Genomic DNA, 20,533 nt, shown 5'->3' with positions numbered 1-20,533 from the left:
CATTTGATAGAATTTATTAACAGTAAACCTAAAACCTTATGAAATCAACATTTAAACTCTTATTCGGACTTCTTTTGTCGTTTTTGATCTTTGTAGAAGCCTGGTCTCAAGAAGATTTCCCTACGCCTGTGATCACCAGTCCTTGGGCAAGCCAGGTGGATAAATCTGCTCCCCACCCTGAATACCCTAGGCCCCATATGAAACGGGACAGTTGGGTAAACCTCAACGGACAGTGGGACTATGCCATCCTTAGCAGGGGAAATTCTGTACCTGAAGCTTTTCAGGGAAAGATAACGGTCCCTTTTCCTGTCGAATCTGCCCTTTCGGGAGTTGGCAAAAAGGTGGGCAGGAATAATGAGCTGTGGTATTCTAGGGCATTTGACCTGAAATCCAACCAGCGGAAGGGTAAGGTATTCCTTCACTTTGGAGCAGTAGACTGGGAAGCGGAGGTGTTTGTGAACGGCAAGTCTGTGGGTGTACATCAGGGCGGTTATGACCCGTTTTATTTTGATATAAGCAGCGCCCTGAACAGAGGGAACAGCCAGGAGATCAAAGTACGAGTCTGGGATCCTTCAGATGATGGATCACAGCCCCGTGGAAAGCAGGTTAATAACCCCAAAGGCATTTGGTACACACCTGTTACGGGAATATGGCAGACGGTATGGTTGGAGACCGTGCCGGAATCGCATATAATAAAGGTCAAAAATTCATCGGATTTTGCGAACGGATCTATAAAAGTAAATGCGGAAGTATCAGGGGATGGGAAGGCTGATGGTATCAGGGTGATTGCTTTTGCCAAAGGTGAGAAAGTTGCGGAGCGGTCAGGGACGCTTGGCAGTGAGGTGGAACTCAGTATCCCTGACCCAAAGCATTGGTCATCTGGTTCCCCTTTTTTATATGAACTGGAGATTAGTCTGCTGTCTGGCAACCGTGTGCTGGACAAAGTGGAGAGCTATGCCGCTATCAGGGAGATCAGCATGGGCTATGACAGTGAAGGAATAAGCAGGATGTTGCTGAACGGGGAGTTTTTGTTTCAGTATGGCCCACTTGATCAAGGGTGGTGGCCTGACGGACTTTATACGGCCCCTAATGAGGAGGCATTGGTCTTTGATATAATAAAGACACAGGAGATGGGCTTCAATATGATCAGAAAGCATGTGAAGGTAGAACCTGCAAGGTGGTACTACCACTGTGACAGGCTCGGGCTGCTGGTTTGGCAGGACATGCCCAACGGAGACCACGGCAATCAATGGGAGCAGCGACCTGGTATTATTGGAAAAGGAACTGACAGGGAGAGGACTGCGGAGTCCGAGTCCATTTACAAAAAGGAATGGAAGGCCATCATAGATGCCAACTACAATTTTCCCTCGATCGTAGTCTGGGTTCCGTTCAACGAGGCCTGGGGACAATTTAAAACAAAAGAAATAACGGAATGGACTAAGGCATATGATCCAAGCAGACTTGTGAACTCGGCGAGTGGCGGAAACTTTGAAATGGATGGTTCAAGGATCACAGGAGACATTCTGGATCTACATAACTATCCAGCGGCAGTGATGCCTGACCCTGGGCTCTATGGCAGGGACAACATCATTGTACTGGGTGAATTCGGGGGGCTCGGCCTGCCAATAGAGGGGCATACATGGCAGGAAAAGGACAACTGGGGCTACCAGAGTTTCAAGGACAAAGAGGCACTTGCCAAGCGGTATGAGGAGCTTGTTGTGTCGATGGATGCCCTGATCAAGGCTGGGCTGTCGGCTGCGGTTTACACCCAGACCACTGATGTGGAGGTGGAGACTAATGGCCTGATGACCTATGATCGGAGGATCGTGAAATTCAATGAGGATTGGCTGAAAAACCTTCACCAAAAGCTGTATGATATTAAAATTAATCTGAAGAAAAGATGAGGAATATTTTTTTTCAAAGACGGTCCTTCAGGGTTTCTTAAATATTGGATCTACCAAACCTAAATTATAGATAAAACATCAGTAGTTGAATAAACTGAACTTTCTCGGAGTTTAATTTAGGAATTAATTGATTAGTGAAAAAGGTATGGTTGGTTCCTAAACAACAAAAAACAATGCCATGCAAATAATTATTAAAATCATGTTAAAAAGTTTAAGCTGCACAATTTTTTTGTTAGCGTGCAATTCTAAACATCAAGAAGTTACTAAGGAGAAGGAATACATCAATCCTGTGCTTAACATAAATTTTGCAGACCCGGCAGTTCTAAAGGCTCCTGACGGGTATTATTATGTTTATGGAACCAATTCCGAAATTGAAGGAAATGTGGTTAACATACAAGTGGCGAGGTCTCCTGATCTAATGGTTTGGGAACATGTTGGAGATGCACTTCCTGATCAAACTTTATGGGCAGACAAGCATTTCTGGGCTCCGCACGTGTTCTTTGATGAAGAAACCAAAACATACTTCATGTATTTTTCAGGCGAATCAAATGAAGTTGCTAACAGTAAATGTTTAGGGGTTGCAACCTCAAATTCACCTGTTGGTCCATTTATTGATAAAGGTGAACCCCTTATCTGTGGAAAAAGCTTTGAACATATTGACCCAATGGCTTTTGATGATCCTGAATCCGGAAAACGGCTATTATACTGGGGTTCAGCACATCTCCCATTATATGTGCAGGAATTGTCTGATGATAGGTTGGGTTTTAGGAAAGGAAGTTCGCCATTGAAAGTTTTGGATATTAACCCTGACAAAAACGATCCAAATAATTATGAAAAATTAATTGAAGGTCCATGGATTACTAAAGAAGGAGAATTCTATTATCTATTTTATTCTGGAGATAATTGTTGTGGTAATAGTGCACATTATGCTGTTGGGGTAAGTCGGTCAAAGAATGCAATGGGACCATTTACCAAAATGGGTGAAGAGCGAGGGGATGGTGTAAATACCATCCTCACAGAAAATCAAAAATGGTTAGCTCCTGGGCATAACTCTATTATTAAAGATGAAGATGGTCAATATTGGATCCTTTATCACGCTATTGAGAGAGAAAAACCAAATGAAGGGAGAAAAATGCTGATTGATAGAGTAGAATTTAAAGACGGTTGGCCTGTGATTTTAAATTGATCTTTCACAAAATGAAATCAATTTAAAAATGAGATGGCATATTACTGCAAAAAATGATGAAGTTGACCCCCTTCTGACGATTTAAATTGACCCCCAGCTGGTGATTCAAATTGACCCCCGGCTGGTGATGGAAACTGACCCCCGTCAAAAGTTATTTTTCTGGAATGGAATAAGAGGCTTTTAAGACCTGTTAGGAGTGCAAACAATTTAGCATTCCCATGGCCAATCGCACTCTTACCATGAACAAGATCAAACAAATTTTACGAGGCCATTTTGAAGGCCATGGCTCCAAGCAGCTCAGCAAATTGACGGGAGTCTCCCGCAATACTGTCAAGTCCTATCTTAAAAGATTTCAGCAAACAGGCCTTTCCTTTGAAGAGCTTAATCAGCTTTCGGAAGAAGGTCTGGCTGAATTGATTTTAGGCCCACCGGCCCCTGTGCAGCAAAGTGACAGGCTAGAAGTATTACTTCCTTTACTGCCTGGGATCGTTAAGAAGTTGCGAATAAAAGGCATGACACGTCAGCGTCTCTGGGAAGAATACCGACAGAAGCATCCTGACGGTTTTCAGTCTAGCCAATTCCGTAAACATATCCGGCAATATGTGGGTAAGCAGGGGCTAACGATGCATTTTGAGCACCTAGCCGGAGATAAAGTATTCATCGACTATGCGGGCAAAAAGCTCTATGTCACTGATCCCGATACAGGGGAGCATTTTCCTGTAGAGGTCTTTGTGGCTACTCTGGGCTGTAGTCAATACACTTATGTGGAAGCCACTTACACCCAGAAGAAACCCGACTTCATCGGAAGCTGCACAAGGATGCTGGAGTTCTTCGGCGGGGTTCCAAGGGTAATCGTGCCTGACAACCTCCGGTCTGCAGTTACCAAAGGCAGCAAATACTCTCCAGTCCTGAACGAGACCTTTGAAACCTTTGCTGAGCATTACAACACCACTATCATTCCGGCAAGACCGCGTCAGCCAAGAGAAAAGTCTCTGGTCGAAGGTGCTGTAAGACTGGTATATCAGCGGATTTATGTAGCTCTTCAGGGAAAGGTGTTTTTATCCTTAGAAAGCCTTAATGAAGCACTTGTTCCTTTGGTATCCAACTACAATGACTATGCACTCAGAGGTGAGGAAAGTCGTAAGGAGCAGTTTGATACACTTGAACGAAGCAGTCTTCTGGCACTTCCCGAACTCCCTTATCAGATGATGACAGTCAAGGTATGCACAGTGATGAAAAACACCCATATCTGTCTGGGAGAAGATAAACATTATTATAGCGTACCCCATCAGTATATGGGGAAGAAAGTCAAAGTCCTTTTCAATGATGACCGGGTAGAGATCTTTTACAAGTATCATCCTATAGCCAAACACAAACGCGATAAAAGGAAGCATAAGTACACGACACTAAGGGATCATCTGGCCGGAAACCAGAAGTATGTATCCGATTGGAGTTATGAATTCTTTGTAAGTGAAGGCAATAAGATCAGCAAGGAGGTAGGGAAATTCCTATCCAGCCTGATGGAATCTATTCCCCATCCGGAGCAAGGTTATAGATCCTGCTCCGGAATCCTTCATCTTGCCCGTAAAGTGGGTTCACAGCGGATCACCGGAGCCTGCAAAAGAGCGTCAGAGTATGGTGTTTACACCTATCCTATGATTGAACAGATCCTTTCCAAAAATTTAGACGCAATCAGTTTTTCCGATGAACAGCTGGATGAGTCTTCCCAGATGCCCAAACACCACAACATCCGTGGCAACAGATACTTCAGTTAACAAACACCAATTCCAATGATACAAGAAACAATTGAAAAAATGAGAAAAATGAAGCTTTACGGCATGTCACGAAGCTTCAGTCATGCCACAGAATCCGGCTCTCTGTCATCCCTTACACCGGATGAACTGATTAGTCTGCTCGTGGAAAACGAATGGGATGACCGTCAAAACCGCAGGATGGATCGAAGCCTTCGTGGTGCACGTTTCCGATACAAAGCCACTGTCGAGGAACTGGATTTTCGTCCCGGGCGTGAACTGGACAAAAATCAACTATTGAGACTCGCAGACGGAGCATACATCCACAAAGGAGAAAACATTCTGATGACAGGAAGTACAGGCACAGGTAAGAGTTATCTTGCCTGTGCCTTGGGCAATCAGGCTTGTAGCAAGGGACACAAAGTCCTTTATGCGAATACGACTAAGTTGCTTACCCAACTGAAAATGGCTAAGGCTGATGGATCTTCTATCAAAGAGATGCTCAAACTCGAAAAACTTGATGTGTTGATACTCGATGACTTTGGGATACAACCCCTGGATGTTCAGAGCAGAATGTTGCTGATGGAGATTATAGAGGACCGACATGGTAAAAAGTCCACCATCATCACTTCGCAGTTACCGGTCAGTGCATGGTATGAAATAATCGGAGATCAAACTCTTGCAGATGCTATTTTGGACAGAATTGTGCACGATGCTCACCGGATAGAACTAAAGGGAGAATCCCTGAGAAGAAAACGTAATATTAATCCCGAAAAACAATAACTTTAACGCGATGTAAGTCCACTATTCCTGACCAAAAAAACTACTTAACTCCGGGGGGTCACTTTGCAGCGCTGATAGGGGGTCACTTTGACCGCTATATGCAGAATATGCCTATCATCAATATAATCAATAAGGCTCTTGGGGGCATTTTGCATACACCCAACAATCACAACATATTTTACTTCAATCTATCTCTGTTTTTGGGATGGGTTATATTACCTTTTTAATTGCCTGGTTTGCCTCTGTTAGCAATTGGGTTTATGAGCAAAGAAATGAAGGGAGAAATGTAAAAAAGGGAGTTCTCATTTATGGCCTTGTTTTGGGTTTGACATTAATGTATGGTGCTTATCGTGTGCAATTTCAAGATCCCAATTCTGAAACGATTCGGATAGCTTCTATTTCCGCATTGGATAGTCTTAAAGTTGGGATTGACCTTCACGGAATAAATAATAAAGAAACTGAAAATGACGCTATAATTGAAGCTAGAAGAAATACATCGAAATTAAATCAATATTTATTTGACAGAAGTATCAAAGAAGCAGAAGCTGGAGCAAAAATAGTTTTTTGGGCAGAAGGCAATGGCGTAATATTAAAAGATGACGAAAGTGAATTATATGATCAAGCCAGTGAAATAGCTTCTACCCAAAATATATATTTAGGCTTGGGTATAGCGGTAATAGACCCTACAAATAGCAGATTTCTTGAAAATAAATTTGTTTTATTTGACCGGAATGGTAAAAAGGTTATGGATTATTGGAAGGGTATTTCAGTACCTGGTGCCGAAGCTCCAATTAGCAATAATAAAACTACCGGAATCCAAAAAATAGAAACAGACTATGGTACCATTGCAGGAGCAATATGCTTTGATTTAGATTTTCCAAATTATTTAAAAGAGGCTAAAGGTTCAGACATTCTGTTGGCACCAAGTAATGATTATATAGAAATTGATCAATTACATACCAATATGGCTAAGTTTAGAGCCATAGAACAAGGGTTCAATATGGTTAGACAAGCTAGCTTAGGCCATTCTATAGGTACAGATTATACAGGAAAGGTGATTAGTGAAATGAATCATTTTACGGATACCAGTAAAGTACTGATCACGCAACTTCCGACAAAAGGGTCGAAGACAATATATTCTATCATTGGAGATAGTTTCATTGTATTTTGTATGCTCTTGCTTGTTATGATTGTTGTAGTTCTTAGAGGAAAAAAAACAGATAGGAAAAGCTAGTTGCCATTCGAAAGCATGGAGAATGATTTAAAACCCTTTTGGAATAAGATTTTGAGTTTTAACTGGAAATTTGGGCTTTTTTTAATTACTCTAATTTGTATTCCTCGTTTTATTTTAGTTCTGCACGGCAATGAAATATCCAATATGCATTTTGTAGGAATACTGATGCTTACTATGGCATTTACACCGTTCGTTTTTTTAAGCAAGAATGGCAGAAGAAAAATTGGAATTAAAAAGCCTACAAATAATAGCTGGCTAATTATTGCATTAATTATAGGTATAGTCTTTAGCATTTTACTATACTTCCTGGGTGATGTACTTTACGGTAACTCTCACAAAAATTGGTATAGCTATATTGGAAGATCTTATAATATTCCTCAAGAAATTGACGAGCAAAGTAAGCTTATCATGTTTACTATTTCATCTATGATTGGAATGACATTTAGCCCCATTGGAGAGGAACTTTTTTTAGAGGGATAGTGAATTCGAGTTTTGCAAATTCCATAGGAAATATCAAAGCATCTTTAATTGATAGTTCGGCATTTGCACTTGTTCATATTTCACATTTTGGACTGGTTATCCACAATCAACATTGGGAATTCCTCTTTGTACCAACTCTGATATGGGTGCTGAGTATGTTTACAATAAGTATTTTATTTTATGTTTGCAGAAAAAGTTCGGGCTCAATTTTAGGAGCAATTATTTTTCATTCAGCTTTCAATTTAGGAATGACTTATTGTATCTTTTTTCTAATTGGTGGAAATTAAAACTGTCACTTACACAGTGGAAATGCCCCCTTTGGGTGCAGTTTAGCATTGAACCTATGTGTTGTTTGCAAATATACCTTTTTATCCAAAGGAATTTTCAATTCCATTATATATAGTAAATAACACTAGATTTATTTTAGAATTGATTAAATTCAATTCTAATTACTTTATTGGATGACTGGGATAGGAGGGATGTATATATTTACAAACTCATAGCAGCCTCCGATGACAAATTCTACTTCTAAACGGATCTGACCCCCGATCAAAATTTCAATTTTGATCGGGGGTCAACCCTTTAATACAATCCTAAGTTTTTCCATATCCTTACTGATCTTGATATCGAGGATTTTTGCATAGTGCTGAGTCTGTTTGAGTGATTTGTGGCCGAGCATTTTTGAGACAGTTTCTATGGGTACACCGTTCCCCAAAGTAACCGTGGTCGCAAATGTGTGTCTTGCGATATGGAAGGTCAGGGGTTTATTGATTCCACAGACATCTGCGATTTCTTTCAGATAGGAATTCATTTTCTGGTTGCTCAAAACCGGTAATAAATATCCTTTGTTCTCACAATATGGATGGTTCTTATATTTTTGGATAATTGACATTGCCTGAGGAAGTAAAGGAAGTCTAGTTGGGGTTTCTGTTTTTTGCCTTTGGGTAAATATCCATTGTTCACCATCTATACCCAATTTGATCTGTTCTTTCTTTAGGTTTTTGACATCTATATAGGCAAGACCTGTATAGCAGCAAAAAAGAAATATATCTCTTACCTGTGATAATCTTTCTATACTAAATTCTTTTTTTCGGATACTGTTCAATTCTTCATTGCTTAATACCTCCCTGACAACTTCCTTTTTCACCATTTTGTATCCAAGAAAAGGATCCCTGATCAGCCATCCTTTTTTGACACAGGAGAGAACAATCTTTTTGAAATTTGAAAGATATTTCACAGTCGTATTGTGGCTGCAGTTCCTGACAGTTTTCAACCAGAATTCATAGTCAGAAATAAATTCATAATTGAGTTGGTGGATTTCAATGTCATCTTTTTGGAATTTCCATTGAATGAATGACCTGGTATGGTCCAAAGATGTCCTGTACCGCTGAAGGGTCCCCGCAGCAAAGCCTTTTCCTACGAGAGCTTCTAGCTGTTCATTGTGTGCCTGAAAGACCTCCAATATTTGTTTCCGATCCTCAGTTTTCCCAAGTAATACATTTTTGATGTTTTCTGCAGTCACATCTTTGTTGTTCTCCATCAGGACTATCTTGGCCTGTAGGATTTTCATTTGAAAAGAATCCAGAAAGGCATTTAGTTGCCTTACATCTTCTTTGTTTCCCATTGCCCTTCCCTGTCCTTGATTCCACTTGTGAGCTTCACAGACTCTTTTGGTGGAGATTTCCCTTGAATCACCGTCTACGGTCACCCTAGCGTAGATATATTTCTCCGATTTCTTACTGTTTTTGGTTGTTTTTAGAAAAAACATAAGACCAAAGCTTTTGTCCAGCATAATGTTGTTTTTTATTGGTTAAATAAATGTCGAAAAACAGGCTAACCAATACAAGATGTTCAGCTATTGAACATCTTGTTTTTCAGTAGTTTAAACCACCTAAAAAGCGTCTTTTTTTTGAAACCAAAGAACGCCACGAATGACGCTTTTGAATTTTGGGTATTTTTGAAAAATTTGGTGGTTTTAGCACCAAAAACAAAAAGCCCACAGTTTGTGGACTGTAGGCTTTTCATCAATAAAATGAATTAAAATTGGTTGAAAATGTGCTTAAATTCGCATTAAATCCACTTTTTCAATTTTTTGACTTATTTTGATCTAATCTGGAAAATGTTTGATTCTTCAAATTTGAACGTTTTTTAAGTCATTTTCGCAGAGAGTGGGGGATTCGAACCCCCGGTACGGAATTACCCGTACGACAGTTTAGCAAACTGCTGGTTTAAGCCACTCACCCAACTCTCTCTATCTTTTTTCTGTCCGTAAGACAGTTTTTTCTCTAAGGCGAATGATTTAAGTCACTCATCCAACTTGCTTCAATTACTTATTTTAGTAGAACCAATCGGTAGAATCAAATAGTCAAATAACTATTTTAGAATTCATGTGATTTCTTTATTAAAGCGATGCAAATATAAAGGAATATTATCCACATTAGCAAAGGAGGAACATGATAAAATATGCTAGAAAAATGAGATTATTTTGGACAAATGAGTAATTGACTGTTTATCAAGAACAAATTTTTAAAAATAATTTTCAAATCTTGATTTTTGTGATGAAAAGTCCTTAGATGAAGATGATTTACAAATATTTCTATTTGATTTTAAAAATTGAAATAATTGATAGGTAAAAAACAACAGAAATAGTACTTATCTTGGATAAAATATTTTTTTAAATCTCTGGTTTTTAATTTGTTGTTTCTATATTTGATTTCTGATGAAATTAAAAAACGCAATAAAAATACTTTCATTATTAGCAAAAAATACCCTGAACAGGGTATTTTTTAAAATACTTAAGTTGTCTAATTTTGAAAATTAAGGTTAGGGTGCATCATCAAAGTAAGGATCTAATAGAGTATTGCTCAGATGGTGATAATTTGAATTGGAATCGTAAGAACAGAAATTCGAAAATTTGATTGAAACAATTTTACAATTATGGTAATTACATCACTACACGGTATTTTTTCTATCGTGATCAATGAAAAGAATCAAGATCAGCTTTTGGTTCGAGCCAAGAAAAAGGACGAACTTATGAGGATTTTTGATGAAAAGAGAATAAGCAAATGCAGTGTTGATGGCTTTGAGTTTTGTGTAAAAATGTGTAAGCAAGAATTTGCACATACATTGATTATGATGATCAAGGAGATTGACTATTCTGATTTTGATAAGCTCTTGGCAGAAATAAATATTTCTACTGATAGAGCTTTTGCATAAGAAGATTTTAGATTTATAATTTTGAGACCATGGATGTATTCATGGTCTTTTTTTGTTTTAAATCTCTAATAAATTCAGATATTCACATTTAAATCAAAATAAATTTATGGATTTCGTAGCTGATCTTTTAAAAATTGTGTTGCCAGCAGGTTTGGTGATTTATGGAATGTATATCACCGTAGTTTCATTTCTAAGTAAAGAACGAGAAAAATTATTGATCGACCTTAAAACACAAAATACACAAATAATTCTCCCAATAAGACTCCAAGCAAGTGAGAGAATTTGTTTGTTATTGGAGCGAATTACTCCAAATAATCTTGTTAGAAGAGTTAATCAAGCTGAGTTTTCAGCGAGAGATTTGCATTCTCAATTGCTAATGGAAGTTAGAGAAGAATTTAATCATAACCTTTCTCAGCAAGTTTATTTCTCTGATGAAACTTGGGAAAGTGTCAAACGTGCAGTGGAAAGTGTCGTGACTTTAATCAATTCCTCTTTTCAAGACATGAATGATGAAGCTAGAGGAATAGATTTAGCAAAACGAATCTTTCAGCGTTCTTTGGATCAAAAGAATGATGGCATTCAAATTGCCCTAACACAAGTTAAATCTGAAATTCGTATTTACTTTTAGAAAACATTATGATTCCTTTCAAAGAAAAGTCAGTAAACTTCTACGAAAAAGCCAAGCAATTATATTTAGAAAAGGCAAAAGTGATCGCTGGTGAAGACAGTAAGTTGAAAGAACTCCTTGAAAAGGCATCTTCTAGAGTGAAATCGCTGAGGGACAATCGCAAATTGAATAAAGCAATTGAGCCAATTAAAATTTTCAAACGGATGATCTCAGCACATCGGTCAGGTAGCTACAAACTTTCTTCAAAAACGCTAGGTCTCTTGGTTCTTGGAATATTATACTTTGTAATTCCAATGGATATTATTCCAGATTTTATGCCTTTTTTGGGATTCACAGATGATATTTCCGTTTTAATAGCAATCTTCAATCTTCTTAAAAATGAGGTAGAAGATTTTTTGTCTTGGGAAAAATCACAAATCAAAACGAGTGAAAATAAGTAACTCAAAATATTAAGATTTATGAAAAAAATAGCAATACTTTCTGGTACTTCAGGATTGATAGGAATGCAGTTGTTACATCAGCTGCTGAAAAATACTTCTTATGATTTGATTATTTCACTTGGAAGGAGAACCTTGGCTTTGAAGCATGAAAAACTAATTCAATTGAAAGTTGATTTTGAAGATTTGAGTAATTTAGACTGGGAAGAACAATTACGAATGGCAGATTTGGGTGGGATATACTTTCCAATCGTACAAGCTATCAAAGAATCAAAAGCTGAAATTCATGCATTTTCATCCATAGGTACTACAATAAAATCAGCTGGATCTAAAGAGATGTTTTTTCAAGTTGATCATGATTTTGTTGTTGAGTTTGCAAAATGGAGTAAATCTTTAGGTGCTTCTAGAATGCTTTATGTAAGTGCGCTTGGTGCTGATCCTCAATCTTCCATATATTACAATAAAGTAAAAGGTGAAACTGAAGAAGATTTAAAAGTGCTTTCATTTGGTTATTTAGGTCTTTTTCAGCCATCCTTACTCTTGGGTTCCCGGTCTGAATTTCGATTAGGTGAAGAAATAGCAAAAGTTTTCATGAAACCTTTGAGCTGGCTAAAAATATTACCAAAGTATCGTCCAATTCATGATTTTCAAGTTGCCAAAACTATGATTTTTCATGCAAATGAACCTAAGCAGGTAAAAGTAGAAGTGATTACATCCAAAGAAATGCAGGATTTTTAGCATATGATTATAGTTATTCAAAGAGTTTCGGAAGCTACTGTCGAAATAGATAATATTATCAAAGGAAAAATTAAAAAGGGTCTTTTGATTTTATTAGGTATTGAAGATGCAGATAATCAAGAGGATATTGATTGGTTGACCAAAAAGGTGATTAACTTAAGAATATTTCCAGATGAAAATGCTGTGATGAATAAAAGTCTTCTTGATGTAGATGGTGACATTCTTTTGATTTCACAATTTACGCTTCATGCAAGTACAAGGAAAGGAAACCGGCCATCTTACATAAAAGCAGCAAAACCTGACATCGCTATTCCAATGTATGAGAAATTCATTCAAACTTTAGAGAAAGAACTTGGGAAAACCATTCAAACTGGTAAGTTTGGAGCAGATATGAAGGTGGCATTAGTCAATGATGGACCAGTCACAATCACGATAGATAGTAAAAATAGAGTTTAAAAAAAAATCCTGTACAAAATGAAAATTGAAAGAGAAGAAATAAGCCTCTCTCAAGCTCAAAAAGATGTCGATCATTGGATCAAAACTATAGGCGTAAGGTACTTTAGTGAGTTGACCAATATGACCATATTGATGGAAGAAGTGGGTGAGTTGGCTAGGATAATGTCTAGAAAATATGGCGAGCAATCTTTCAAAGAATCTGATAAAGGAAAAGACTTGGGTGATGAGATGGCAGATGTTCTTTGGGTTTTGATTTGCCTTGCCAATCAAACTGGAGTTGATTTGACGGAAGCTTTGCAAAAGAACTTTCAGAAAAAGAATATAAGGGATAAAGACAGGCATAAAAATAATGATAAACTCAAGTAAACTCTTTCTAGAAATTGATGTTTTTTGTGCATGAAAAAAGAAAATTTGCCAACCAAAATCTGTAGCGTATGCAATAGGCCATTTACTTGGAGAAAGAAGTGGGAAAAAAATTGGGAGGAGGTCAAATATTGCTCAAAGCGCTGTCAAGGAAATCGATCAAAAAACTTTTAGTAGTCGAATTTGACCTGTACTAAGTAAATTATGCCAAGCAGAAGATTGTGCTTATTTAGGTTATTTTGGCGAATATTGCTTTCATTTTTTAACTTGTGGTATTAAATCTTAACTTTGCGCGAGAAACAAATTTTTGATAATGATTCATCAGAATAATAAGCCCATGGTTAGTTGGGTTCCAGTATCTAAAAACTCAGATTTTACCATTTACAACCTCCCTTTTGGTATCTTCGAAACCAAAAGAATATCGGCGCGTGCAGGTATTGCGATAGGGGATAAGATTGTTGATCTTTCAGTCTTGCATGACGAGGGTTTTTTCTCTGACATTACCCAACTTCCGAATGATATTTTCTTGAGAGATTCTTTGAACGATTTTATCGCATTAGGAAAAGCTGTAACCAAGAAGGTAAGAGAGCGCGTCCAAGAGCTTCTAAACGATGAAAAAGAGGATTTGAAAGTCCATCAATGTAGAGGAAAGGCAATGGTCAATAGGAAAGAAGCGAACCTGCTACTTCCTGTTAAAATTGGTGATTATACAGATTTTTATAGCAGTAAGGAACATGCTACAAATGTCGGAACGATGTTTAGGGATCCGGACAATGCATTGCTTCCAAATTGGAAACATCTTCCAGTAGGTTATCATGGTAGGGCTTCGTCTATCATTCCTTCAGGCGTACCAATCAAAAGACCAAAGGGGCAATATAAGGATGCTAATATGGAAGCTCCAGAATTTGGGCCTAGTAGAAGACTTGATTTTGAAGTGGAATTGGCTTTTATTACGGGGAAGGCCACAAAAATGGGTGATTCTATCAGCACTGCTGATGCGGAAGATTATATTTTTGGCTTTGTTCTTTTTAATGACTGGTCAGCGAGAGACATTCAGGCTTGGGAGTACGTGCCTTTGGGGCCGTTCTTAGGAAAAAATTTCGCCTCAAGTATTTCTCCTTGGATTGTGACTTTGGAAGCTTTAGATGCTTTTAGAGTAGCAGGTCCAAAACAAGAACCGGAAGTATTGCCTTATTTGCAATGCGAAAAGGACCATGGATTTGATATTAATCTAGAAGCATATATTCAGCCAGAAGGTAAAAATTCAAATAAAGTATGTACTTCGAATTATAAGTACATGTACTGGAATATTGCACAGCAGCTAGCACACCACACTGTAAACGGATGTAATATCAATGTAGGTGATATGTATGCCTCAGGGACTATTTCAGGACCTACCGAAGATAGCTATGGTTCTATGCTTGAATTGGCTTGGAAAGGAACAAAACCTTTGACGCTTGAAGATGGTGAGGAGCGTAAGTTTATTGAAGACGGTGACACTGTTATTATGAAAGGATACTGCGAAAAGGAAGGGATTCGAGTAGGATTTGGTGAAGTAAGTGCAAAAGTTCTTCCTGCTACCTAATTTAAAAAAAAATATAGTTTAAAAGAGGCTGTCTCAAAAGTAAATTTGAATAAATTTAAATTTTAAAAACAGCCTACTTTAGCAATAGAGGCCGATTTTCAACAAATCGGCTTCTTATTTTTTGAACTCTAGTCAAAAAGCATGGTTTATTACTCTATCTGATTTGGTGATGTTTCTCTTATATTTTTGATTTAAATCTTCCCGAAAATGATAATTATGCTGCTTTTGCTGCCTTTCTGGAAAGGTTGTGGGCGATTGCATGAAGACCTGTTTCAATTTCCACCTTTTCCAGTCCCCTGAGCACATACCTCTTCATCCCCTTGTTTTGCTTAAGGTGTCCGAATACAGGTTCGACGTCTGTGGCCCGCTGCTTTCTTTTTTGGATTCCCTCGGGAGAGGTCAGCTTTTGTTTTGCTTCTGATTTATACCGTTCCAATGCCCTGTTGACTTCAATGGTTTTGTTTCCCTTTCCCGGCCTGCAGGAAGCAGCCAAAGGACATCCCACACATTTTGATGCCGTATATCTTGCGTATTCTTGTTTGTATCCTGTCGCTGTTGTCCTGGTTCTGGTACCGTTCCTTTCCATTGGCTGTCCCATCGGGCAGATATACCTGTCCTTTTGGCTGTCGTAATACAGGTTTTCAAGTAGTCTGTATTCCCTGTTTTTCCTGTTTTCTTCTCTGAGTTCCTTATGGAAGTAATTATACTTTACATAAGCTGATGTACCGTTCTGCTCGAGGGCGGCATAATTTTCCTCGCTTCCGTACCCCGCATCGGCAGTCAGTGTTTCGGGGTAAGCTCCGTACATCTGCCGATAGGCATTCATATGTGGGATAAGTGTGGTGGTATCGTTGGGTTTTTGGTGCAGGGTATAGTTGACCACAAAGTGTCCGTGGGTACTGAGCTGAAGGTTATAGCCGGGTTTAAGCTGCCCGTTTTTCATGTGATCTTCCTTCATCCGCATAAAAGTGGCATCTTCATCAGTTTTTGAATAGCTGTTGCGTTCCTGTAAGGTCTCCTCCTTCTGTTCATATTCGGCAAGCTTTCCTGGCCAGTTTTTCTCTGCATACCTGAGCTTCTGTCTCACTTTGGGATCAACTTCTTTGCCCTGTAGTGCCGTGTTGATCTTCTCAACGGTTTCAAGTACTTTTTGGGGACTGGGATTCTCAAACTTCTCTTCGGGCTGTCCGAGTTCTTCCTTTGCCGTTTCGGCAGCGTAATCCCAGAGCTCCTGAAGCTGCTTTGCAATCCTCTCCCTGCTCTTCTTGACAGCCTTTCCCCAGACAAAGGTGTACCTGTTGGCGTTGGCCTCTATTTTAGTCCCGTCTGTATAAACGTCTTTTATGTCCAGAAGCCCTTCGTCGTAAAGCATGAGCACTACCTGTGAAAAAATCTCCCGGATCACTTCACGGAGCTTTTCCCCCCGGAAACGGTTGATGGTATTATGGTCGGGTCGCTGCATGCCCGAGAGCCACATGAAACCGATATTTTCACGGACAGCTTTCTCAAGCTTACGGGAGGAATAGCAGTTTTCCAGATAACCGTATATTAGTACCTTCAACAGCATACGGGGATGGTAACTGCTCGCTCCCATATTGCTGTACTGCGAAAAGATCGGCTGGATGTTTATCTTGTCTACGACCGTGCTGACTACACGGACGGGATGCTCTGATGGAAGAAGGTCACCCAAATTGTGGGGAAGGAGCATCAACTGGTTGTGATCATAGTCTTTAAAGACTATATTTGAGTTTTGTTTTTGCATACCTCAAAATAACAATTTTGAGTTAAACAAGAAAAAGGCTACCCGAGAAATTTGGTAGCCTTTCATTTTTTTTAAAAAGAGACTTATGAGACAGCCTCTTTTTTTTAAAGTTTACTAAGCATCCTCGTTAGCATTTCTCCGACTTCACTAGCTAGTGGTTCAATATTTTTGTTTTTTACTGCTGACATTGCTGCTGCCGGATCCATAGCTGATACTTCATACTTTTTTTGACCTATTTCCCTGATGATTACATTACAAGGAAGTAAAACACCAATGTGCGGTTCTTCCTGAAGTACTTTATCAGCAAAAACAGGATTGCAGGCACCTAAAATCAAATATGGTGGATATTCTTTATCAAGCTTTTTTTTCATTGTGGCTTGAATGTCTATTTCAGTTAAGATTCCGAACCCTTCATCTTTTAAAGCGGCCTCAACTAGCTTTCTTACTTCATCGATGGCTTCAGCTTTTATAGTTTTTGAATTGTAGTAGGTCATAATTTTATGGTTTGGTTCCTTTCATAAAGTTATTTCATAGAAATCAGTAAAACTGTGAGTAAGGTTACAGTTCTAGAAATTAATTTGCAAGTGCAACTTTGACTTTTATTTTTTTCAATTTCTCTTGATGAACTTTCTTTAAGACTTTTGTTGCAAGATTTCTTTTGACAGCTACATAGGCTGAAAAGTCTAGGATACTGATGACCCCAATGTCAGAGCCTTCAAGTCCACCTTTTTTGGTTAAAAGCCCTACAATGTCTCCTTTGCTTATTTTGTCTTTTTTACCTGCACTGATGTACAAGCATTCGTATTCAGGTAGGTCAGGGCTGACAAATTTCTGCGATGGGTAGATTTCTTCCACATCTTTATCAATGTAATCAGGAAGCAGCTCATCATTAGCCAATATTAAATATCCTTGACCTTCAGCATGCATTCTTGCAGTACGACCATTTCTATGGGTAAAAGCCTCAACCTTTGGTGGAAGTTGATAGTGGACTACATGTTTGATTTCCGGAATATCGAGACCTCTAGAAGCCAAATCAGTTGCGATTAGCAAATTATGTGCTCCTGATCTGAATTTGATTAGGTTTTTTTCTCTATCGATTTGCTCCATTCCTCCATGAAGTATTCCATGGTGAAAGTCATAGTCATTCAAAAGAGTACTTATTCTGTCCACAGCATCACGATGATTACAAAAGACGATACAAGCTTCATTGTTAAATTCAGCTACTAATCGCATCAAAGTTTCGGCTTTTTCAATACTTGGAGTATTGACAAGTTTAAGTTTTAATTTAGAGTCTTTTTCGTCTTGTAGAAAATTAGCCGTTTCAGGGTTACTAAATGGAATAAATTCAGGAAGTCTATCCATTTTAGTTGCTGAGGTTAAAAAATATTTTAAATCTGAAGTTAAAGGTCTAAGAATATTTCTGATTTGATCATGAAATCCCAATTGCAAAGATTTATCAAATTCATCAAGGATGACTACTTGGATAGAACTCGGATCAAAAGATTCTTTTTCAATGTGATCCTTGAGTCTTCCAGGTGTGCCGATTACCAATGCAGGACCTTCTCCAAGACTATTTTGTTCGATTTTCATGGCATGCCCCCCATAGCAAGTACTCACTTTAAAAGGAGTCTTCATACTTTTGAAAACTTGCTCGATTTGTATTGCCAATTCTCTTGAAGGAACGATAATCAAAGCCTGTACGGCTCTCAGATCTGCTTGGAGGATTTCTAAAAGTGGAAAAAGATAGGCTAATGTTTTGCCTGAACCAGTTGGAGCAAGTAACATGAGGTTTTGGTGATGCTTGGCTTTTTCAATGAAGTCAATTTGCATTTCATTGAGAGCATCTATTTGTAGATGATTGAGTATTTCTTGGGTCGCTTCCGTGTCATTTATCATGCTGCAAAGATAATCAATCCATCTGCATTATTTTTTGTATTTGATTTTTACATGTACTACGCCATCATCAATCATATCAATTCTCCGGGCAGCTTTCTTTGAGAGGTCTATAATTCTACCTCCTACAAAGGGACCTCTGTCGTTGATGCGAACTTTTACTGCTTTGCCATTATTCTGATTAATCACTTTGACTTTTGTTCCGAAAGGTAGCGTTTTATGCGCTGCGGTTAGTTTATGTTTCCTGTATTTCTCTCCATTTGCAGTAGTTCTACCTTGAAATTTGTCATGATAATAAGAAGCTTGACCAGTTTGAGTGATTTTTGGGCTACATCCAATTATACTAAAAGAAATAGCTATAATAAGGGTGAAAATTTGACGCATTACTTTTTGGAAATGAAATTCAAAGATGATGCCGATTGTCAATTAATATCACGTTCATTCAGGGTTAAATTATTCAATGCTATTTTAAATATTTATTTTTGTTTCATTATCTTTCATTTGTAAGAAAAAAAAATTTCAATTCATTGTCATTGAATGATGTGTTTAATTATATTGGGATTTTATTTAAAAATTATCTTAAAAATGAAAAAATGTTTTCCTCAATACTTGTTAATGCCAACTTTGATTTTGCTTTTAGTCAATATTGAAACTAGGGTGTTTGGACAAAGTAAGAAACCCAATATTGTATTTATCATGGCAGATGACTTGGGTGTTGGAGATATTGAGCCCTATGGACAATCTATTTTTGAAACTCCAAACTTAAGCAGACTTGCTCAAGAAGGGATAATGTTTAAGGATTTTTATGCGGGGAGTACAGTTTGTGCACCTTCAAGAGCGAGTCTTATGACTGGCCAACATACGGGAAAAATTAGAATAAGAGGGAATGGGGAGTTTCCCTTGGATCCTGATGTGAAGATTTTACCAGAAATGTTGAAAGAAAATGGCTATACCAACCTTATGTTTGGAAAATGGGGATTAGGTCTTCAAGAATCTGAAAGCAGTCCAGAGAAAAGAGGTTGGGATTTTTTCTTGGGACATTTACATCATGTATCTGCTCATTTTCAAAAGCCCGATTCTCTTGACCTCTTTCTAAACAATACTTTGGGTAGAGTGAAAGTTCCTGAAGGTACTTATGCAAATGATTGGTTTACAGAAGGAGCAATCAATTACATTGAAACGTCAAGCAATGAAGAGCCATTTTTTATTTATTTGTCTTATACAATTCCGCATGCCGAGCTTTTGGTTCCAGATCGTTATTTCAAAGATTTTGTGAATGAAAATGGTCAAAGTGTTTTCCCAAATGAAATAGCATGGCCTGATGGCAAACATTATGGTCAGCAAAATTATCCTAAAGCCGCGTATGCAGCATTGGTTCATAGTCTAGATGATTATGTAGGTCAAGTTATGGATGCACTTGAAAGTAAAGGGATAGCTGATAACACTATTTTGATATTCACTTCTGATAACGGAACACATATAGAAGGTGGAAGAAGAATGGAGGATGTGGATTATTTTCAGAGCAGCGGTCAATATCGGGGGGTAAAACGTGATCTGTATGATGGAGGAATCAAAGTTCCCTTAATCATTAAATGGCCCGATAAAATAAAACAGAATAGTGTTACTGAACATAGAGCTTCATTTTGGGATGTTTATAATACTTTTGGAGATATTGTTGGAAATATAGATAGTACAAGAGATGGTATTTCTTTCTTACCGACCTTACTTGGAAAAAGTAAGCAAAAGCAACATGAATATTTATACTGGGAGTTCCATGAATTTGGTGGCAAACAAGCTTTGTTAAAAGGTGACTGGAAGATTATAAGATTAGAAGTTGGTAATAACCCTGCTAATAAAGTCGAATTGTACAATGTGAAAAAAGATCCAGCAGAGCAAATTGATTTAGCTGATAAATTCACAAAAAGAGCAGCAAGGTTAACTAGAATAATGGATAATGTAAGGACATCTAGTAGCTTGTTCAATTTTGGCAAGAAATAAATCTCTCAATCAGGCCTCAATTGAAATCTAAAATTAATCAGGAGTTATTTTGCAATTCTAAATTTGAAAAATGAATTCTACTTTCATTTAAATGGATAATATTACCCCTTTTATGGATT

The 20,533-nt window shown here is 38.0% G+C and carries 21 protein-coding genes and 1 tRNA gene; 16 read left to right on the top strand and 6 right to left on the bottom strand.

Features of this window, described 5'->3' with window-relative positions; all coding sequences use genetic code 11:
* Window positions 1–38: 38 nt before the first annotated feature.
* The 7 genes from BELBA_RS16080 (at window position 39) to BELBA_RS20525 (ending at window position 7,625) form a co-directional block, all read left to right on the top strand.
* Entirely contained in the window at window positions 39–1,904 is a 1,866-nt protein-coding gene (locus tag BELBA_RS16080) for a glycoside hydrolase family 2 protein (RefSeq protein WP_014773735.1), read from the top strand.
* Between the two features lie 178 nt (window positions 1,905–2,082).
* On the top strand, window positions 2,083–3,090 hold the full coding sequence (locus BELBA_RS16075; protein WP_014773734.1) for a glycoside hydrolase family 43 protein: 1,008 nt from the start codon (window positions 2,083–2,085) through the stop codon (window positions 3,088–3,090).
* A 218-nt stretch (window positions 3,091–3,308) separates the two neighbouring features.
* The gene (gene istA / locus BELBA_RS16070; protein WP_014773733.1) at window positions 3,309–4,865 is read left to right on the top strand and encodes an IS21 family transposase; all 1,557 of its coding nucleotides are present in this window, start codon (window positions 3,309–3,311) and stop codon (window positions 4,863–4,865) included.
* 15 nt (window positions 4,866–4,880) lie between these two features.
* Window positions 4,881–5,624, top strand: coding sequence for an IS21-like element helper ATPase IstB (gene istB, locus BELBA_RS16065; RefSeq protein ID WP_014770947.1), 744 nt, complete (start codon window positions 4,881–4,883; stop codon window positions 5,622–5,624).
* 334 nt (window positions 5,625–5,958) lie between these two features.
* On the top strand, window positions 5,959–6,858 hold the full coding sequence (locus BELBA_RS16060; RefSeq protein WP_157466109.1) for a nitrilase-related carbon-nitrogen hydrolase: 900 nt from the start codon (window positions 5,959–5,961) through the stop codon (window positions 6,856–6,858).
* Between the two features lie 15 nt (window positions 6,859–6,873).
* Window positions 6,874–7,338 carry a hypothetical protein gene (locus BELBA_RS20000; protein WP_211208396.1) on the top strand — a complete coding sequence of 155 codons (465 nt, stop codon included), beginning with the start codon at window positions 6,874–6,876 and terminating at the stop codon, window positions 7,336–7,338.
* Window positions 7,338–7,625 carry a CPBP family glutamic-type intramembrane protease gene (locus BELBA_RS20525; protein ID WP_211208395.1) on the top strand — a complete coding sequence of 96 codons (288 nt, stop codon included), beginning with the start codon at window positions 7,338–7,340 and terminating at the stop codon, window positions 7,623–7,625. The genes BELBA_RS20000 and BELBA_RS20525 overlap by 1 nt, the downstream gene beginning before the upstream one ends.
* Window positions 7,626–7,912: 287 nt before the next feature.
* Here the strand turns inward: BELBA_RS20525 and BELBA_RS16050 are convergent, their stop codons facing one another.
* Window positions 7,913–9,130 (bottom strand): site-specific integrase, encoded by a 1,218-nt coding sequence (locus tag BELBA_RS16050; RefSeq protein ID WP_014773731.1) that lies wholly within the window; start codon window positions 9,128–9,130, stop codon window positions 7,913–7,915.
* Window positions 9,131–9,500: 370 nt separating this feature from the next.
* Window positions 9,501–9,589: transfer RNA gene (locus tag BELBA_RS16045), tRNA-Ser, on the bottom strand.
* A gap of 686 nt (window positions 9,590–10,275) precedes the next feature.
* Here BELBA_RS16045 and BELBA_RS16040 point away from each other — a divergent pair.
* From BELBA_RS16040 to fahA, 8 genes are all read left to right on the top strand, one after another.
* Complete coding sequence (locus BELBA_RS16040; protein ID WP_014773730.1) at window positions 10,276–10,554, top strand: hypothetical protein; 279 nt, start codon at window positions 10,276–10,278, stop codon at window positions 10,552–10,554.
* Between the two features lie 106 nt (window positions 10,555–10,660).
* Window positions 10,661–11,182 carry a DUF7935 family protein gene (locus tag BELBA_RS16035; protein ID WP_014773729.1) on the top strand — a complete coding sequence of 174 codons (522 nt, stop codon included), beginning with the start codon at window positions 10,661–10,663 and terminating at the stop codon, window positions 11,180–11,182.
* 8 nt (window positions 11,183–11,190) lie between these two features.
* Window positions 11,191–11,622, top strand: coding sequence for a YkvA family protein (locus tag BELBA_RS16030; RefSeq protein WP_014773728.1), 432 nt, complete (start codon window positions 11,191–11,193; stop codon window positions 11,620–11,622).
* Between the two features lie 18 nt (window positions 11,623–11,640).
* Complete coding sequence (locus tag BELBA_RS16025) at window positions 11,641–12,357, top strand: Rossmann-fold NAD(P)-binding domain-containing protein (RefSeq protein WP_014773727.1); 717 nt, start codon at window positions 11,641–11,643, stop codon at window positions 12,355–12,357.
* A gap of 3 nt (window positions 12,358–12,360) precedes the next feature.
* The gene (gene dtd / locus BELBA_RS16020) at window positions 12,361–12,813 is read left to right on the top strand and encodes a D-aminoacyl-tRNA deacylase (protein WP_014773726.1); all 453 of its coding nucleotides are present in this window, start codon (window positions 12,361–12,363) and stop codon (window positions 12,811–12,813) included.
* An 18-nt stretch (window positions 12,814–12,831) separates the two neighbouring features.
* The gene (locus BELBA_RS16015; RefSeq protein ID WP_014773725.1) at window positions 12,832–13,179 is read left to right on the top strand and encodes a nucleotide pyrophosphohydrolase; all 348 of its coding nucleotides are present in this window, start codon (window positions 12,832–12,834) and stop codon (window positions 13,177–13,179) included.
* Window positions 13,180–13,209: 30 nt separating this feature from the next.
* Entirely contained in the window at window positions 13,210–13,350 is a 141-nt protein-coding gene (locus tag BELBA_RS19405; RefSeq protein WP_014773724.1) for a DUF2256 domain-containing protein, read from the top strand.
* 163 nt (window positions 13,351–13,513) lie between these two features.
* Window positions 13,514–14,761 (top strand): fumarylacetoacetase, encoded by a 1,248-nt coding sequence (fahA, locus tag BELBA_RS16010; protein WP_014773723.1) that lies wholly within the window; start codon window positions 13,514–13,516, stop codon window positions 14,759–14,761.
* A 214-nt stretch (window positions 14,762–14,975) separates the two neighbouring features.
* On the opposite strand, the gene BELBA_RS16005 is transcribed toward fahA, so the two are convergent.
* The 4 genes from BELBA_RS16005 to BELBA_RS15990 form a co-directional block, all read right to left on the bottom strand.
* Window positions 14,976–16,523: an IS1182 family transposase gene (locus BELBA_RS16005; RefSeq protein ID WP_014771756.1), complete on the bottom strand. Its 1,548-nt coding sequence runs from the start codon at window positions 16,521–16,523 to the stop codon at window positions 14,976–14,978.
* A gap of 104 nt (window positions 16,524–16,627) precedes the next feature.
* Window positions 16,628–17,017: a DUF302 domain-containing protein gene (locus BELBA_RS16000; protein ID WP_014773722.1), complete on the bottom strand. Its 390-nt coding sequence runs from the start codon at window positions 17,015–17,017 to the stop codon at window positions 16,628–16,630.
* A 79-nt stretch (window positions 17,018–17,096) separates the two neighbouring features.
* Entirely contained in the window at window positions 17,097–18,419 is a 1,323-nt protein-coding gene (locus BELBA_RS15995) for a DEAD/DEAH box helicase (protein ID WP_014773721.1), read from the bottom strand.
* Between the two features lie 27 nt (window positions 18,420–18,446).
* Entirely contained in the window at window positions 18,447–18,800 is a 354-nt protein-coding gene (locus BELBA_RS15990) for a septal ring lytic transglycosylase RlpA family protein (RefSeq protein WP_014773720.1), read from the bottom strand.
* Between the two features lie 201 nt (window positions 18,801–19,001).
* Between BELBA_RS15990 and BELBA_RS15985 the strand changes: the two genes are divergently transcribed.
* A complete protein-coding gene (locus BELBA_RS15985) occupies window positions 19,002–20,414 on the top strand; it encodes an arylsulfatase (protein ID WP_014773719.1) in 1,413 nt (470 codons plus the stop codon).
* The last annotated feature ends 119 nt before the right edge of the window (window positions 20,415–20,533 follow it).

It is taken from the genome of Belliella baltica DSM 15883 (assembly GCF_000265405.1).
Taxonomy (GTDB): Bacteria; Bacteroidota; Bacteroidia; order Cytophagales; family Cyclobacteriaceae; genus Belliella; species Belliella baltica.
The sequence above is the reverse complement of the archived record's forward strand: the minus strand, read 5'-3'. Positions and strand labels throughout refer to the sequence as shown.

What these genes read in the sequence shown, in the direction of transcription:
- BELBA_RS16015 (WP_014773725.1), top strand. Translation starts at nt 12,832, where the DNA reads ATGAAAATTGAAAGAGAAGAAATAAGCCTCTCTCAAGCTCAAAAAGAT.
- BELBA_RS16040 (WP_014773730.1), top strand. Translation starts at nt 10,276, where the DNA reads ATGGTAATTACATCACTACACGGTATTTTTTCTATCGTGATCAATGAA.
- BELBA_RS16060 (WP_157466109.1), top strand. Translation starts at nt 5,959, where the DNA reads ATGTATGGTGCTTATCGTGTGCAATTTCAAGATCCCAATTCTGAAACG.
- istA (WP_014773733.1), top strand. Translation starts at nt 3,309, where the DNA reads ATGGCCAATCGCACTCTTACCATGAACAAGATCAAACAAATTTTACGA.
- BELBA_RS16005 (WP_014771756.1), bottom strand. Translation starts at nt 16,523, where the DNA reads ATGCAAAAACAAAACTCAAATATAGTCTTTAAAGACTATGATCACAAC.
- BELBA_RS20000 (WP_211208396.1), top strand. Translation starts at nt 6,874, where the DNA reads ATGGAGAATGATTTAAAACCCTTTTGGAATAAGATTTTGAGTTTTAAC.
- BELBA_RS19405 (WP_014773724.1), top strand. Translation starts at nt 13,210, where the DNA reads ATGAAAAAAGAAAATTTGCCAACCAAAATCTGTAGCGTATGCAATAGG.
- BELBA_RS15995 (WP_014773721.1), bottom strand. Translation starts at nt 18,419, where the DNA reads ATGATAAATGACACGGAAGCGACCCAAGAAATACTCAATCATCTACAA.
- dtd (WP_014773726.1), top strand. Translation starts at nt 12,361, where the DNA reads ATGATTATAGTTATTCAAAGAGTTTCGGAAGCTACTGTCGAAATAGAT.
- BELBA_RS16035 (WP_014773729.1), top strand. Translation starts at nt 10,661, where the DNA reads ATGGATTTCGTAGCTGATCTTTTAAAAATTGTGTTGCCAGCAGGTTTG.
- BELBA_RS15990 (WP_014773720.1), bottom strand. Translation starts at nt 18,800, where the DNA reads ATGCGTCAAATTTTCACCCTTATTATAGCTATTTCTTTTAGTATAATT.
- fahA (WP_014773723.1), top strand. Translation starts at nt 13,514, where the DNA reads ATGGTTAGTTGGGTTCCAGTATCTAAAAACTCAGATTTTACCATTTAC.
- BELBA_RS15985 (WP_014773719.1), top strand. Translation starts at nt 19,002, where the DNA reads ATGAAAAAATGTTTTCCTCAATACTTGTTAATGCCAACTTTGATTTTG.
- BELBA_RS16030 (WP_014773728.1), top strand. Translation starts at nt 11,191, where the DNA reads ATGATTCCTTTCAAAGAAAAGTCAGTAAACTTCTACGAAAAAGCCAAG.
- BELBA_RS16000 (WP_014773722.1), bottom strand. Translation starts at nt 17,017, where the DNA reads ATGACCTACTACAATTCAAAAACTATAAAAGCTGAAGCCATCGATGAA.
- BELBA_RS16075 (WP_014773734.1), top strand. Translation starts at nt 2,083, where the DNA reads ATGCAAATAATTATTAAAATCATGTTAAAAAGTTTAAGCTGCACAATT.
- istB (WP_014770947.1), top strand. Translation starts at nt 4,881, where the DNA reads ATGATACAAGAAACAATTGAAAAAATGAGAAAAATGAAGCTTTACGGC.
- BELBA_RS16080 (WP_014773735.1), top strand. Translation starts at nt 39, where the DNA reads ATGAAATCAACATTTAAACTCTTATTCGGACTTCTTTTGTCGTTTTTG.
- BELBA_RS16025 (WP_014773727.1), top strand. Translation starts at nt 11,641, where the DNA reads ATGAAAAAAATAGCAATACTTTCTGGTACTTCAGGATTGATAGGAATG.
- BELBA_RS16050 (WP_014773731.1), bottom strand. Translation starts at nt 9,130, where the DNA reads ATGCTGGACAAAAGCTTTGGTCTTATGTTTTTTCTAAAAACAACCAAA.